The organism is Kribbella sp., assembly GCF_035655035.1.
Classification (GTDB): Bacteria; Actinomycetota; Actinomycetes; order Propionibacteriales; family Kribbellaceae; genus Kribbella.
Window position 1 is genome coordinate 1 of sequence record NZ_DASRVN010000191.1, and the last position, 13,714, is coordinate 13,714.

17 protein-coding genes are annotated in these 13,714 nt (G+C 69.2%); 14 read left to right on the plus strand and 3 right to left on the minus strand.

Annotation, left to right across the window (positions count from 1 at the left end):
• Nucleotides 1-176 precede the first annotated feature (176 nt).
• Genes VFF46_RS11265 through VFF46_RS11295 form a run of 7 tightly spaced genes read left to right on the plus strand, consistent with a single transcriptional unit; the run spans nt 177 to nt 7,156 of the window.
• A complete protein-coding gene (locus VFF46_RS11265) occupies nt 177-1,871 on the plus strand; it encodes a TIGR03773 family transporter-associated surface protein (protein WP_325037025.1) in 1,695 nt (564 codons plus the stop codon).
• Complete coding sequence (locus VFF46_RS11270; RefSeq protein WP_325037026.1) at nt 1,868-3,412, plus strand: anchored repeat ABC transporter, substrate-binding protein; 1,545 nt, start codon at nt 1,868-1,870, stop codon at nt 3,410-3,412. The genes VFF46_RS11265 and VFF46_RS11270 overlap by 4 nt, the downstream gene beginning before the upstream one ends.
• Entirely contained in the window at nt 3,409-4,251 is an 843-nt protein-coding gene (locus VFF46_RS11275; protein WP_325037027.1) for a TIGR03773 family transporter-associated surface protein, read from the plus strand. The genes VFF46_RS11270 and VFF46_RS11275 overlap by 4 nt, the downstream gene beginning before the upstream one ends.
• Nucleotides 4,248-5,000 carry an anchored repeat-type ABC transporter ATP-binding subunit gene (locus VFF46_RS11280; RefSeq protein WP_325037028.1) on the plus strand — a complete coding sequence of 251 codons (753 nt, stop codon included), beginning with the start codon at nt 4,248-4,250 and terminating at the stop codon, nt 4,998-5,000. The genes VFF46_RS11275 and VFF46_RS11280 overlap by 4 nt, the downstream gene beginning before the upstream one ends.
• Nucleotides 4,997-5,863: an anchored repeat-type ABC transporter permease subunit gene (locus VFF46_RS11285; RefSeq protein WP_325037029.1), complete on the plus strand. Its 867-nt coding sequence runs from the start codon at nt 4,997-4,999 to the stop codon at nt 5,861-5,863. Before VFF46_RS11280 ends, VFF46_RS11285 begins: the two co-directional genes overlap by 4 nt.
• A 10-nt stretch (nt 5,864-5,873) precedes the next feature.
• Complete coding sequence (locus tag VFF46_RS11290) at nt 5,874-6,518, plus strand: choice-of-anchor M domain-containing protein (RefSeq protein ID WP_325037030.1); 645 nt, start codon at nt 5,874-5,876, stop codon at nt 6,516-6,518.
• A complete protein-coding gene (locus VFF46_RS11295; RefSeq protein ID WP_325037031.1) occupies nt 6,515-7,156 on the plus strand; it encodes a choice-of-anchor M domain-containing protein in 642 nt (213 codons plus the stop codon). The genes VFF46_RS11290 and VFF46_RS11295 overlap by 4 nt, the downstream gene beginning before the upstream one ends.
• A gap of 108 nt (nt 7,157-7,264) precedes the next feature.
• On the opposite strand, the gene VFF46_RS11300 is transcribed toward VFF46_RS11295, so the two are convergent.
• The gene (locus VFF46_RS11300) at nt 7,265-7,414 is read right to left on the minus strand and encodes a zinc transporter permease (protein ID WP_325037032.1); all 150 of its coding nucleotides are present in this window, start codon (nt 7,412-7,414) and stop codon (nt 7,265-7,267) included.
• Nucleotides 7,411-7,716, minus strand: coding sequence for a metalloregulator ArsR/SmtB family transcription factor (locus VFF46_RS11305; protein ID WP_325037033.1), 306 nt, complete (start codon nt 7,714-7,716; stop codon nt 7,411-7,413). The genes VFF46_RS11300 and VFF46_RS11305 overlap by 4 nt, the downstream gene beginning before the upstream one ends.
• Nucleotides 7,717-7,875: 159 nt before the next feature.
• On the opposite strand from VFF46_RS11305, the gene VFF46_RS11310 reads away from it, so the two are divergent.
• From VFF46_RS11310 to VFF46_RS11340, 7 genes are read left to right on the plus strand one after another with little or no spacing between them, the layout of a single operon-like run.
• Nucleotides 7,876-8,772: a metal ABC transporter solute-binding protein, Zn/Mn family gene (locus VFF46_RS11310; protein ID WP_325037034.1), complete on the plus strand. Its 897-nt coding sequence runs from the start codon at nt 7,876-7,878 to the stop codon at nt 8,770-8,772.
• A 7-nt stretch (nt 8,773-8,779) separates the two neighbouring features.
• The gene (locus tag VFF46_RS11315) at nt 8,780-9,595 is read left to right on the plus strand and encodes an ABC transporter ATP-binding protein (RefSeq protein WP_325037035.1); all 816 of its coding nucleotides are present in this window, start codon (nt 8,780-8,782) and stop codon (nt 9,593-9,595) included.
• A 14-nt stretch (nt 9,596-9,609) separates the two neighbouring features.
• Nucleotides 9,610-10,485 (plus strand): metal ABC transporter permease, encoded by an 876-nt coding sequence (locus VFF46_RS11320; RefSeq protein WP_325037041.1) that lies wholly within the window; start codon nt 9,610-9,612, stop codon nt 10,483-10,485.
• 15 nt (nt 10,486-10,500) lie between these two features.
• Complete coding sequence (locus VFF46_RS11325; RefSeq protein WP_325037036.1) at nt 10,501-11,010, plus strand: Fur family transcriptional regulator; 510 nt, start codon at nt 10,501-10,503, stop codon at nt 11,008-11,010.
• On the plus strand, nt 10,959-11,228 hold the full coding sequence (locus VFF46_RS11330) for a hypothetical protein (protein WP_325037037.1): 270 nt from the start codon (nt 10,959-10,961) through the stop codon (nt 11,226-11,228). Before VFF46_RS11325 ends, VFF46_RS11330 begins: the two co-directional genes overlap by 52 nt.
• A 6-nt stretch (nt 11,229-11,234) precedes the next feature.
• On the plus strand, nt 11,235-12,269 hold the full coding sequence (locus VFF46_RS11335; RefSeq protein WP_325037038.1) for a GTP-binding protein: 1,035 nt from the start codon (nt 11,235-11,237) through the stop codon (nt 12,267-12,269).
• Nucleotides 12,266-13,288: a hypothetical protein gene (locus VFF46_RS11340; RefSeq protein WP_325037039.1), complete on the plus strand. Its 1,023-nt coding sequence runs from the start codon at nt 12,266-12,268 to the stop codon at nt 13,286-13,288. Before VFF46_RS11335 ends, VFF46_RS11340 begins: the two co-directional genes overlap by 4 nt.
• Here VFF46_RS11340 and VFF46_RS11345 read toward each other — a convergent pair.
• The coding region (locus tag VFF46_RS11345) for a metal ABC transporter permease (protein ID WP_325037040.1) at nt 13,279-13,714 on the minus strand (436 nt) is incomplete at its 5' end. The genes VFF46_RS11340 and VFF46_RS11345 overlap by 10 nt on opposite strands.

Genomic DNA, 13,714 nt, shown 5'->3' on the forward strand with positions numbered 1-13,714 from the left:
TGGTCGGCCCGTACGAACCACCCACCACACCACCGACCACACCACCGACGAGCCCGCCGACCTCGCCCACGAGCCCGCCCAGTACCCCGCCGACGGGTCCGTCCACGACGCCTCCTCCTACTACTCCGCCGACGACGGCACCGACTACTCCGCCGAGCGGCTCGCCGCCGGCGTGTGTGACCACGGTTCTGTCGGTCGGGCATGTGGATGTCGCGGCTCGTACGGTCGGCAGCGGTCTGCGGTTCCAGGTGAAGGACGGGACGCAGGGTACGGCGGTCTGGCGCGATCCGGGGACGGTCGCGTTCCAGGTGAAACCGTCCGCGGACGAAGTCGTGCCGGCGTCGCCGTCGTACCGGTTCCTGGGCGCGGCGGGTGCGACGGTGTGGCAGATCCCGCAGACGCAGGCCGAGGAGCTGCTGTGGGCGGGCTGGAACACCGAGTCGGTGGACTACAGCACGCTGGCGGGTCCGGTGCGCTGGTCGCTGGACAAGGTCGTCGGGCCGGGGAAGGTCGCGGTCTATCAGTTCGATCAGTTCGGTGAGCCGCTGATCTCGTTCGACAGCGGGAAGCCGTTGCCGCAGTCGATCAGTCTCGCGGGACCGACGCATGCCCACGGCAACTGGGCGTTCACGAAGCTCGGTGTGTACAAGCTGACGTTCACGTACTCCGCGACCTCGAAGTCGGGGCAACCTCTGAAGGACACCGCGACGCTGGCGGTAGTCGTCGGACCGGACCTCGGCGCGCTGTGCCCCGGCGGCCCGGCCCCGACCACCGAACCGACGGGCACGCCAACGACCGCACCGTCGGGCACGCCAACGACCGGACCGACCGGCGAACCGACCGCCTCCCCGAAGCCGACGTCCGGCCCACAGCAGCCGACTCAGCACCGGACGACGGCCCCGACCTCCGACCCGCGGCGGTCGGCGCCGAGTCTCCGTCCGTGCATCACAGTCTCCGTCCCGACGCGAACGACGAGCAGTCCCACCGCCGAACCGTCGGCTGGGACCACCTCTACCACGGCGTCACCTGCAGGTACGACGTTGACCAACGGTCACGCGGACTACGCCGTACGGATCGAGGGTTCCGGACTCAAGTCCCGCCTGAAGGACGGGACCAAGGCCGGTGATCCGGTATGGCGGGACCCGGCCGCCGTCACCGTCCGCTTGAACTCGGCCGCCGCGGCCACCGTCCCGGGCGGAGCGTTCTCGTTCCTGGGGGCGGCTGGGTCGTCGATCTGGCAGATTCCGCAGACGCAGAAGAACGGCGTGGTCTGGCTCGGCTGGAACACCGAAGCGCTGACGGCCGCCCAGGTGTACGGCGGCGGCGTCGACTGGCGGCTGGACAAGGTGACGGGGCCGGGCCGGATGGCGGTGTTCGAGTTCGACTCGTTCGGGCAGCCGAAGATCATCTTCAACTCCGCCGACGGGCTGCCGGACGCGTACCGGATCCCGCTCGGAACGCATGCCCACGGCAACTGGGCGTTCACCGCGGCCGGCACCTACCGGGCGACGTTCACGCACTCCGCGACCCTTGCCAACGGCAAACAATCGGCTGACACCGCGACCCTCACCTTCGTCGTGGGGCCGTCCGGCGGCGCCCGGTCGGTCGTCGCGGACACCACGCCCGCTTCGACACCCAGCACGCAGCCCGCTCCGACACTGAGCACGCAACCCGCTCCGACGCCCAGCACGCAGCCCACTGTGACGGCAGGGCCCGAGTCCGCTCTGACGAAGGACCAGCAGCCTGCGGCATCCGACTGCAAGCTCGCGATGACCGGCGGATCGTTCGGCCCGGGGCTGGTCGTGGCGGCTGCTGTCCTGGTCCTGCTCGGCGTCGTCACGGTGATAGCCACCCGCCGAGGTACCCGATGAAGCGGCTGGTCGCGTTGGTCGGTGCGCTCGCGCTGCTCGCCGCCGGCTGCGGCAGCGGCACCCGAACAGATGATCAGGGAAAGCTGAACGTGGTCACGACGACGGAGATTCTGGCTGATCTCGTGCAGCAGGTCGGTGGTGAACGGGTGCGGGCGTCGTCGCTGGTGCCGGCCGGTGGGGACCCGCATTCGTACGAGCCGACGCCGGCCGATGCGAAGCGGGTGGCCAAGGCGGACGTTACGTTCACCAACCACCTGCTGCTCGAACCGCAGGCGTTGATCAAGACCATCGACGCCAACGCGGACAAGGACGCCCCGAACGTGTCTCTCGCCGAAGCGGCAGAGTCGTACGGCGCCCACGTCATCCCACTGGTGGAGAACATCGGCCTCGACGTCCTATGGCTCGGGTTGCGCGTGCGCGGTACCGGCAAGGAGCGGGGCGCGACCCGGACGTCGTCTGTCCGGCTGGCAGCGACGAAGCTCGACGGCCCGGGCCAGCTGGTCGCGTATCTGACCGAGTCGCTAGGCCAGCCGGACCGGTACTTCGACTCCACCGACGGTCTGGGCCCGGCCGACAGTACGACGCTCCCGCCGGCTGCGCACACGCATCTGAACTGGGCGTTCACCAAGCCCGGCGTCTACCACCTGACCCTGACCGGCAGCCTCGACAACGGCGACGGCAAGCCGCTGCCGCTCGGTTCCGGCACGTTCACCTTCGCGGTCGGCGTCGAACCGCACAGCGTCAGGCCGGCCGACGACGGTACGGCGATCGTCCTCGGTGAAGGCCATACCGATCTCACCGTCGATCTCGACACCGGCCAGGTCTACGCGTACTCCGACGCCAGCAAGGTCGGCGCTGCCCAGAGCCAGGTCGCGGCTGGCCGGGTCGTCGTCGACGTACCGAACAAGGCACTCGTGGGGGTGCCCGACGATCCGCGGTTCGCGTTCCTCGGCAAGCCCGGAACGCAGATCCACCAGCTGCCGCAGGCTGTCCTCGGCAAGCACGTGCACGGCGAGATCGACCCGCACCTGTGGCAGGACGTCGCCAACGCCAAGGCGTACGTCCAGCTGATCCGCGACACGTTGATCAGCAAGGACCCCGCGGGCAAGCAGACGTACACCGACAACACCGCCGCGTACCTGGGCCGGCTGACCGCGCTGGACGACTACGTCCGTACGACGCTCGCGACCATCCCGCCGGACCGCCGCCAGCTGGTTACGACCCACGACGCGTTCGGCTACCTCGCGTCGGCGTACGGCATGACCGTCGCCGGGTTCGTGGTACCGAATCCGGCGCAGGAGCCGAGCGTCGAGCAGGTCCGCAAACTGTCCGGCACGATCCGCAACCTGAAGGTCCCGGCCGTGTTCACCGAGCCGAACCTGGCCCGGCGGGCGTCCGTACTGATCCAGGTCGCCCACGACCAGGGCGTGCAGGTGTGCTCGCTGTACGGCGACGCGTTCGACGACCACGCCCGTACCTATCTGGCGATGATGCGCCACAACGCCGACGAACTGAAGCGCTGCCTGGGGGAGAGCCGATGAAAAGAACCGCGGCATTGTTGCTCGCAACCGTTTTCCTGGCGGCCGCGTCGCCGCCGGTCGCGATGGCCGATTCGGTGCCCTCGGCAACGGAAAGGCGGGTGATCGCAAACGGTCACGTAGACCTCGGGCCGCGATTCGTGAACGGCGCCTGGACCATCCAGCTCCGCGACGACACGGCGGCGCCCGCGGTCTGGCGGCCGTTGGAGAACGTCGTACTCCAGGCGAGCGGCAAGGCACAGCTCGCCGTACCGGACGATCCGGCGTACACCTTCCTCGGCAAGCCCGGCGCGCAGGTCTGGGTGATCCCGCAGGTCCAGCAGGCCGGCGTCGTCTGGCCGGGCTGGAACACCCAGGACCCTGAGGTCGCGCAGCGGATCGATCGCGAGGTGACCTGGACGTTGGAGGATGTCCGCGGTCCGGGGAAGTTCACGCTGTTCCTGAACTCGGACTTCGGTCGGCCGGCGCCGGTGTTCGACAGCAGCAAGCCGTTCCCCCAGGAGACCGGGATCGATGGCAACACCCACGTCCACGGCAACTGGACGTTCGATGCCCAGGGCACCTACCTGCTGGCGATCGCGATGACCGCGAAGCTCACCGACGGTACGACGGTCGCCGACCGGCGGACGCTCCGCCTGTACGTCGGAGACGGCGACGCGACGAGCGCCTTCGCGGCCAGCACGCCAAGCCCGACCGCCTCGCCCACACCTGCTCCGACAGCCTATGGACCAACGGCCGACGCGGGCGAGAACCAGGTCGCGATCGGCTGGATCGGTGCCGGTGCCGGCGTACTCGCCCTCTTCGTCGTCGGGGTTGTAGTGACGCGGAGGCGCCGCGCATGAGCGACCACGTGTTGCGGATCTCCGGTCTGGCCGTCGACCTCGCGGGACGCGAAGTACTCCAGGACGTCGATCTCGCGGTGTCACGGTCGGAACAGGTCGGGCTCATCGGTCCCAACGGGGCCGGCAAGACAACGCTGCTGCGATCGGTGCTCGGGCTGATCCCGGCCCGGGACGGCAGCATCACGATCGACGGCCGGACACCGGCGCAGGCGCGCGGATCGATCGGGTACGTTCCGCAGCGGCACGAGTTCGTCTGGGACTATCCCGTCCGGGTCCGGACCGCGGTGCTGACGGGCCGGACCCACCGCATCGGCTGGTTGCGGCGGCCCGGCGCCGCGGACCGGGACGCCGTCCGGGAGGCTCTTGAGCGGGTGGACCTGACGGAGCTCGCGGACCGGCCGGTCGGTGAGCTGTCCGGTGGCCAACGGCAACGAGTTCTGGTGGCGCGGGCGTTGGCGTTGCGTCCGAGCCTGTTGCTGCTGGACGAGCCGTTCACGGGTCTCGACGTACCGACGCAGGAGATCCTCACCCGGTTGTTCCGCGAGTTGACCGCCGAAGGTACCGCGATCCTGATGACCACGCACGACCTGCCCGCCGCGGCGGACACGTCGCATCGGCTCTGCCTGCTCAACCGCACCGTCGTCGCGGACGGTCCTCCGGACGAACTGCGCGACCCGGCCGTGTGGTTGCGCGCGTTCGGGGTCGCACGGTCCGAGCAGTTGCTGCACAGCCTGGGAGTGACGCGATGATCGAGTTCTTCACCGAGCCGTGGACCCACGTGTTCATGCAGCGCGCGTTCCTCGTCGTGCTGATGTCCGGCGTGGTCTGCGGCGTGATCGGGAGTCATGTCGCGCTGCGCGGGATGGCGTTCATCGGGGACGCGGTGGCGCACTCGGTGTTCCCGGGCATCGCGATCGCGTTCGTACTGAAGGCGAGCCTGGTCGTCGGCGGGATCGTCGCCGGCCTGGTCACCGCGTTGTCGGTCGCCGTGTTCGCGCAGAACCGCCGGCTCAAGGAGGACACCGTGATCGGCGTGTTCTTCGCGGCCGCGTTCGGTCTCGGCATCGTGGTGATGAGTACGGCGCCCGGGTACGGCGGTTCGCTCGAGTCGTTCCTGTTCGGTTCGGTGCTCGGGATCAGTACCACCGACGTGGTCACGGTCGGGGTGGCGGGCGCCGTACTGCTGCTGGTCACCGGCGCGCTGCACAAGGAGTTCGTCACCGTCGGGCTGGACCGGGAGACGGCGCGGGCGGTCGGCCTGCCGATCTTCTGGCTGGACCTGGCCCTGTACGCGATGGTGACGGTCGCGATCGTGATCTCGATCCAGGCCGTCGGCAACGTTCTCGTGCTCGCACTGCTGATCACCCCGGCCGCCTGCGCGCGGCTGCTCACCGACCGGATCGGCGTGATGATGGTGATCGCGCCGCTGATCGGTGCCGTCTCGGGCCTCACCGGCCTGTACCTGTCCTACGCGTTCAACCTCGCCGCCGGCGGGTTGATCGTGCTCACCGCGACCGCGGTGTTCATCGCGTGCTGGGTGTTCGCGCCCCGGCACGGCCTGCTCTCCCGCCGTGGCCCAGCGGCGGCTCGGGTGGTATCCGTCCAACCCTGAAAGGAAATCCATGCGCAAGCCCTACCGCGTGGCGTTGCCCGCAGTGGCACTCCTCGCGCTTGCCGGCGTCGCATCGCCGGCCGATGCGGCACCCAGAGTGGTGCTCGACCAAGGTCACGTCGACGTCGTCGGTGTGGCCTTCGAGAACGGTGCGTTCGACCTGCACGTCCACGACGAGGAGCACGCTGTCGAGTACTCCCCGTCCGAGGTCGAGCTCGTCGCCAAGCCGGCGTCGAAGACGTCTGTACCGGACGACCCGTCGTACAACTTCCTCGGTACGGCGGGAAGCCCCGTCTGGATCCTGCCGCAGGTCCAGGACCCCGAGCTGCTCTGGCCGGGGATCGGGGCCGAGGAGATCGGGTCCGGTGTGTTCACCGACGACGCGTTGAAGGTCGACGTCGTGGGCGTCAGCGGACCCGCCGACGTCAGCATCTTCACCACCGACCCGTTCGGTACGCCGACCGTCCTCGCGGACAGCGGCGACGGCCTGCCCGACACCATCAACACGACCGCGGGAGGACATATGCACGCCAACTGGGCCTTCGAGGCGCCCGGGTACTACAAGCTGAAGGTGCGTGTCAGCGGAAAGCTGGCCGCGACGGGGAAGACCGTGACCTCCAGCATCGCGACGTACTGCTTCAAGGTCGACCTGTGAAGGCCGGACGGCTGGCCGGCAGCCTGATCGCCGGTTTCGTGGCCATGGTCCTGACGGTGGCTCCGGCGCAGGCCGCGACCACGATCTCCGCGGGTCACGTGGACGCGATCGATGTCGGCTGGACGGGATCGGCGCTGACGCTCGACCTGCTCGACGGCACGGTGACCCCGGCGGTTCAGCGGGACCCGGCTGACGTCGTACTGAACGCTGTGTCGGCCAGCAAGACCACGGTCCCGTCGAACTCGGCGTACGCATTCCTCGGTACGGCGGGGTCGCCGGTGTGGATCCTGCCGCAGACCCAGGTGAGCGGGATCGTCTGGCCCGGGTTCGACACCGAGGGCGTGCCGAGCGGCGTCCTGTCGGGGAACACGCTGAACGTGAAGCTGGTGTCGGTGAGCGGACCGGCCGCGATGAGCGTCTACACGACGAACTCGTTCGGCACGCCAACGATCTGGTTCAACAGCGGCGACGGCCTGCCGGACACCCGTGCGCTCGCGATCAACACCCACGCGCACGCCAACTGGGCTTTCCGGGCCGCGGGCACGTACACCGCGGTCTTCGAGGTCACCGCGACGACCGCCGGCGGTACGGCGATCTCCACCGGCCAGAAGACCTACACCTTCACCGTCCAGCCGTAAACGATCAGGTTCCCCCAGGCCCACTCCACCGGCCTGGGGGACCACCCGATCCCGTCGGCGGCAGCACGTACCTGGGCTCCCAGGCGGCCGATCACCTGGTGACGCTCGTCAGTGGTCGTCGTAGTGCCCCTCGTGCGCCGCGTGCAGATGGCCGTCGTGGACGTAGTCGGTGTGGTCGCCGTGTGGGACGGCGACGTGGCCGCAGTTCTCACCGTGCTGGTGGTCGTGACCGGTGTGCTCGGTGTGTGTGGTGCTCATGCTGGCGTTTCCTCCTCGGTGTCTTCCTGCGTGTGCCGGATCGCGTCCTTGACGATGTGAGCCACGTGGGCGTCGGTGAGGGAGTAGATCCGCTCGCGGCCGCGCGACTCGACCTGGATCAGCCGCATCGCCCGCAGTACCCGCAGATGCTGGGAGATCAGGGGCTGCGACTGCCCCGTGGCGGTGACCAGCGCGTGGACGGCCGCCGGACCGCTGGTGAGGTGATCGATGATGGCCAGCCGCAACGGTGCGGACAGCGTCCTGAAGAGCTCGCTCGCTGATTCGTAGCGTCGGTCCACCACGATTCGGACGCTAATATATAGCCATATGTTTATGCAACTACCTGTGCCCCCGACTTGCCCGACCCCCGGCGGCGAGTGCTAGCTTGATGGCGGAATGGTTTTCATTATCGGTTTCGGAGAGACAGGTGCGCTGTGAGGCTGCGTAGTTCGGTTGGGTTGGTGGCTGGTGCGGCGGCGCTGGTGCTGGTGTCCGCCTGTGGTTCGGCCGGGGGCGACAAGGCTGCCGCCGGTACGTCGACGGCCTCGGCAGGGGTCCAGGTCGTCGCGTCGACCAACGTGTACGGCGACATCGTGAAGCAGATCGCGGGTGACAAGGCCGAGGTGACGTCGATCATCTCCGATCCCACTCAGGACCCGCACTCGTACGAGGCGAGCGCGCAGACGCAGCTGTCGCTGTCGAAGGCGAAGGTCGTGATCGAGAACGGCGGCGGCTACGACGACTTCATGGACAAGATGCTCAAGTCGTCGAACAACACCTCGGCGAAGGTGCTGAACGCGGTCGACATCTCCGGGCAGAAGGCACCCGCCGGTGGTGACCTCAACGAGCACGTCTGGTACGACTTCCCGTCGATGGAGAAGCTGGCCGCGAAGGTCGCGAGCACTCTGTCGGAGGTCGACTCCGCGAACAGTTCGACGTACACCGCGAACGCCGCTGCCTTCACCGGCAAGCTGAAGGAACTCGAGGCCACGGAGGCTTCGATCAAGTCGGGCCACGCGGGCGAAGGTGCCGCGATCACCGAGCCGGTGCCGGTGTATCTGCTGACCGCCTGCGGCCTGGTCGACAAGACGCCGGAGCCCTTCAGCAAGGCGATCGAGGAGGGGACCGATGTACCGGCGGCGGTGCTGCAGCAGACGCTCGCGTTGTTCAGTGGAAAGCAGGTCAAGCTGCTCGCGTACAACGAGCAGACCTCCGGCCCCGAGACGGAGAAGGTGCTTGCGGCGGCCAAGGCGAACAACATCGCCGTCGTGCCGGTGACCGAGACTCTGCCGGCCGGCAAGGACTACCTGAGCTGGATGACCGGTCAGCTGAACGCCGTTCGTTCGGGCCTGTCCTGAGGCCGCGATGGATCACGCAACAGAGCCCGTTCTGAGGTTCGACGACGCAGCCTTCGGCTACGGGCGGCGCCAGCTGTGGGGCGGCCTGACGATGGACCTTCGGGCGGGGGAGTTCCTGGCGATTCTGGGCGGCAACGGATCCGGGAAGACCAGCCTGCTCAAGGCGGTTCTCGGCCTGCATCCGTTGATGTCCGGGACCGTTGAGGTCGCCGGCGCACCGCCCCGGCAGGGCAGCGAGAAGATCGGTTACGTGCCGCAGCACCGGCGCATCGACGCGCAGACGCCGCTGCGCGCCCGGGACGTGGTCGGGCAGGGGCTGGACGGTCACCGCTGGGGTATCGGGCGACCCGACCGGGCGCGCCGGCGGCGGATCGAGGAGATGCTGGAGTCGGTCGGCGCCCTCGAGTACGCCGATCGCCCGATCGGGCTGCTGTCCGGCGGGGAGCAGCAGCGGGTGCGGATCGCTCAGGCACTGGTGGCCGATCCGCCGCTGCTGCTGTGCGACGAGCCGCTGCTGTCGCTGGACCTGAACAGCCAGCGGACCGTTTCCGGTCTGGTCGACCGGCGCCGCCGTACGCACGACACCGCGGTCGCCTTCGTCACCCACGACATCAACCCGGTGCTGCCGTACGTCGACCGGGTGCTGTACCTCGCCGGCGGGCACTTCCGGATCGGGACGGTCGACGAGGTGATGACGTCGGCCACGCTGAGCGAGCTGTACCGGTCGCCGGTCGAGGTCGTCCGCTCCGGCGGCCGGGTGCTGGTGGCAGGCATCCCGGAGGTCTCGCACGACGGTCCGGCAGCAGTTCTGCGGGCCGGGTGAGGTCGATGGCATCCATGGACGTGTGGCACGAGATCTTCAACTTCGCCAACTACGGCGAACTGCTGGCCCTGGTACGGAACTCGATCGTCGCCGGTGTGGCGCTCGGGGTCGTCGGTGGCCTGATCGGCGTGTTCGTGATGATGCGGGACCTGCCGTTCGCCGTCCACGGCATCAGCGAGCTCTCGTTCGCCGGTGCGTCGGGTGCGCTGCTGCTCGGGGTGAACGTGGTCGCCGGGTCGTTGGCGGGTTCGCTCCTCGCGGCGATCCTGATCGGCGTACTGGGCAGCCGGGCGCGGGACCGGAACTCGATCATCGGCGTCCTGATGCCGTTCGGGCTCGGGCTCGGAGTGCTGTTCCTGGCCTTGTACAAAGGGCGGGCGGCGAACAAGTTCGGTCTGCTGACCGGCCAGATCGTGGCGGTGGACACTCCGCAGCTGTCCTGGCTGATCGGCACCGGCGTGGTGGTGCTGGTCGGCCTTCTGATCGTCTGGCGGCCGCTGATGTTCGCCAGCTCGGACCCGGATCAGGCGGCGGCCCGAGGGGTGCCGGTGCGGGTGTTGTCGCTGGTCTTCATGGTGCTGCTCGGCCTGGCCGTCGCCATCTCGGTCCAGATCGTCGGGGCGCTGCTGGTGCTGAGCATCGTGGTCACTCCGGCGGCGGCCGCACTCCGGGTCGCGTCCTCGCCGTGGCTCGTGCCGGTGCTGAGCGTGGTCTTCGCGACCGTCTCACTCGTCGGCGGCATCCTGCTCGCCCTCGGCGGCAGCCTGCCGATCAGCCCCTACGTCACCACGATCTCGTTCGTCATCTACGTCGGCTGCCGGCTCGTCGACGCCCGGCGTACCAGTTTCGCCGCCGGCCCGCTCCGCCGACTGCGACCGGCCCGAGGCTGACCAGGGAGCCCACGGATGCGCGAGAGCGGAACGGAGGAATCGGATCGGGCCGGTGGCCGGGACTGGGGCGGACTGCGCCGGACCCGGCAGCGGGCCGCCGTACTGGCGGCTTTGCAGGCCAGCGGCCAGTTCCTGTCCGCGCAGGAGCTGCACCGGGTGATCTCGAAGGGCGACACATCCGTTGGCCTGACCACCGTTTACCGCACCGTGCGCGACCTCGCGCAGGCCGGCCGGATCGACATGATCCGGGAGCAGGACGGCAGCCGGCTGTACCGGCACCGCCGGGCCGTCGGCCACAGTCACTACCTCGTCTGCCGTTGCTGCCTGCGCAGCTGGCCGGTCGACTCCGAGGTGGTCGAGCTCTGGGCCGAAGCGGCCGCCGAGAGCGCCGGTTTCACCGGCGTCGAACACACCGTCGAACTCACCGGCATCTGCGCGCAGTGCGTCGGTGCCGCCAGCAAAGGAGAACCCCCGTGCCGCCAGGCCTCCGGCCACCCGGACGATCACCCGACCTCGCCGCGCTGAAGGCGTCGGTCCGGCAACTGCTGGACCTCGACGACGAGACCGCGGTGATGATCCGCCAGCTCGACTGTACCGAGCCGGGCTGCCCGCCCGTGGAGACGGTCGTCGCCGTACTGCCGATGCACGGCGAGGCGCGGCGCTGGACCCTGCACCGGCCTGTCGACGAGATCAGCCCGGCCGATCTGCAAGAACTCATCCACACCGAAGCTGAAGGAGCCTGAACCGTCATGACCGATGACACCACCGCCGCCGAGACCATGGACACCATGGACGATCGCGTTCCGGTCACCGTCCTGACCGGGTTCCTCGGTTCGGGCAAGACCACGCTGCTGAACCGCATCCTGACCGAGCAGCACGGCCTGCGGATCGCCGTCATCGAGAACGAGTACGGCGAGGTCGGCATCGACGACGCCCTCGTGCTCGATGCCGAGGAAGAGATCTTCGAGATGAACAACGGCTGCATCTGCTGCACCGTGCGCGGCGACCTGATCCGGATCCTCGGCGCGCTGATGCGCCGCCGGGACAAGTTCGACCGGATCCTGATCGAGACCACCGGGCTGGCCGATCCGGCGCCGGTCGCGCAGACCTTCTTCATGGACGACGAGATCGCCTCGGAGCTCCGGCTGGACGCGATCGTGACGCTGGTCGACGCCGCCCACGTGTTGCCGCACCTGGACGAGGTGAAGCCCGAAGGCGTCGAGAACGAGGCGGTCGAGCAGGTCGCGTTCGCCGACCGGATCGTGCTGAACAAGACCGACCTGGTCGACGAGGACACGATCGCGCAGGTGGTGTCGCGGATCCGGGCGATCAACACACCGGTGGAGATCATTCCCACCGCGCACGCGGCCGTCGAGCTGGAGCGCATCCTCGACGTCGGCGCGTTCGACCTCGACCGGGTGCTCGCCGACGACCCGACCTTCCTCACCGACACCGACCACCAGCACGACCTGACCGTCACGTCGGTCGGCGTCGACGTCGAGGGCGAGGTCGACGGCGACCGGATCAACGAGTGGCTCGGCGGTCTGCTGCGGACCAAGGGCGCGGACATCTTCCGCTCGAAGGGCATCCTCGCGGTCGCCGGATCGGATCAGCAGTACGTGTTCCAGGGCGTGCACATGCTGCTGCTGGCCGAGGGTGGGCGCGAGTGGCGCGACGGTGAGACCCGCCGCAACCGGCTGGTCTTCATCGGGCGCAACCTCGACCGCGACGAACTCCAGCGCGGTTTCGCCGACTGCCTGGTGACGGCACAGGTGGCGGTGTGAGCGCGACGATCATCGCGACCGACTCGGTCTGGCACCAGCAGGTCGACGACGCGCCGGTCTCGCTCAGCGTGGCGGGCGGTCTGGTCGCGATCGCCGGAGCGGCCGGCCCGGCCTGGGTGCTGGATCTCAGCACGGGCGACAAGGTCGGCGAGCTGGAGCTGGACGGCGGCCTGCTCCGTGCGTCGTTCTCGCCGGACGGCGAGCACCTTGCGATCACCGGGCCTGCCGGCCATGCTCTTTGGCGCCGCTCCGACGGTCGCGTCGTGACTGCGGCGACCGGACGCTGGTCGCAGGCTGCGGCCTGGGCCGACGGGCGGGTCGCCGTGGCCTCCGGTCGGCAAGCGGTCGTTCTCGATGCCGACGGCAACGAATTGTGGGAGACCGAGCCGGCCGCCAGTACGGTCACCGACGTACGGTGGCTGCGCGGTGGCCGGCGGCTGGCCGTCGCGGCGTACGGCGCCGTACGGTGTCACGAGCGGCACCAGTCCGCCCCGGTCGCGACCTATCCGTACGTCGGATCACACCTGGCGCTGGCCATCTCGCCCAACGACCGCTGGATCTGCAGCGGCAACCAGGACGCGTCGATCCACATCTGGCGCAGCCGGGACGGCGACGAGCTGACGATGGCGGGCTACCCCGAGAAGGTGTCCCGGCTGGCGTTCGACGACACCGGCCGCTGGCTCGCGGCCGACGGTGCGCCGGATGTGACCGTGTGGGACTTCTCCGGGAAAGGCCCGAACGGTACGGCGCCGCGCATGCTGAACGCGCACGAGACGATCACCGCGCTGGCGTGGCGCCCGGGCACGCTCGGCCACCTGGCCAGCGGTGATGCCGATGGCAAGGTGGCGCTGTGGCGAGTCACGAACGGTCGACCCGAGGCCCGGCAGCGGCCGGTGCGGACGTTCGAGCTGAGTGACGGGGTCGCCGCGCTGGCGTGGGCAAGCCCGCAGTTGCTGGTCACGGCCGCACGGGACGGCCGCGTCGAGGCGCACCAGTTGCCGGACAGGAATCAGCTGTAGCGAGGCGTACGGCGGATCGCGAAGGTCGCGGCGTACATCAAGGTGGCGGCGGCCAGGATCGCGAAGCTCGGCGGCATGCTGGGGATGTAGGCGCCGGCCAGAAGGCCGGTCCACATCTCCAGCACTGCCAGCCCGGCCGCCAGCGCAAGACCTAGGTACGGCCGGTCGGTGAGGCGTTGGGCCGCTCCCGCCGGAGCAGCCAGCAGCCCGAGCAGAAGTAGTGAACCGACCGCCTGGGTGGCCTCGGCGGCGCAGGCACCCACAACGATCAGGAACGCGAAGCCCAGCAGCCGAACAGGAACGCCGCCCGCCGCCGCGACCGCCTCGTCGATCGAGGCGAAGAGCAAAGGCCGCGCGATCAGGACCATCACCGCGCAGATGCCGCCGGCAACGATCGCGGCCAGTGCGGCCTGGCCGGCGCTGAGT

Coding starts and splice junctions, on each gene's coding strand:
- VFF46_RS11270 (WP_325037026.1), top strand. CDS start 1,868: ATGAAGCGGCTGGTCGCGTTGGTCGGTGCGCTCGCGCTGCTCGCCGCC.
- VFF46_RS11275 (WP_325037027.1), top strand. CDS start 3,409: ATGAAAAGAACCGCGGCATTGTTGCTCGCAACCGTTTTCCTGGCGGCC.
- VFF46_RS11280 (WP_325037028.1), top strand. CDS start 4,248: ATGAGCGACCACGTGTTGCGGATCTCCGGTCTGGCCGTCGACCTCGCG.
- VFF46_RS11285 (WP_325037029.1), top strand. CDS start 4,997: ATGATCGAGTTCTTCACCGAGCCGTGGACCCACGTGTTCATGCAGCGC.
- VFF46_RS11290 (WP_325037030.1), top strand. CDS start 5,874: ATGCGCAAGCCCTACCGCGTGGCGTTGCCCGCAGTGGCACTCCTCGCG.
- VFF46_RS11300 (WP_325037032.1), bottom strand. CDS start 7,414: ATGAGCACCACACACACCGAGCACACCGGTCACGACCACCAGCACGGT.
- VFF46_RS11315 (WP_325037035.1), top strand. CDS start 8,780: ATGGATCACGCAACAGAGCCCGTTCTGAGGTTCGACGACGCAGCCTTC.
- VFF46_RS11320 (WP_325037041.1), top strand. CDS start 9,610: ATGGACGTGTGGCACGAGATCTTCAACTTCGCCAACTACGGCGAACTG.
- VFF46_RS11325 (WP_325037036.1), top strand. CDS start 10,501: ATGCGCGAGAGCGGAACGGAGGAATCGGATCGGGCCGGTGGCCGGGAC.
- VFF46_RS11335 (WP_325037038.1), top strand. CDS start 11,235: ATGACCGATGACACCACCGCCGCCGAGACCATGGACACCATGGACGAT.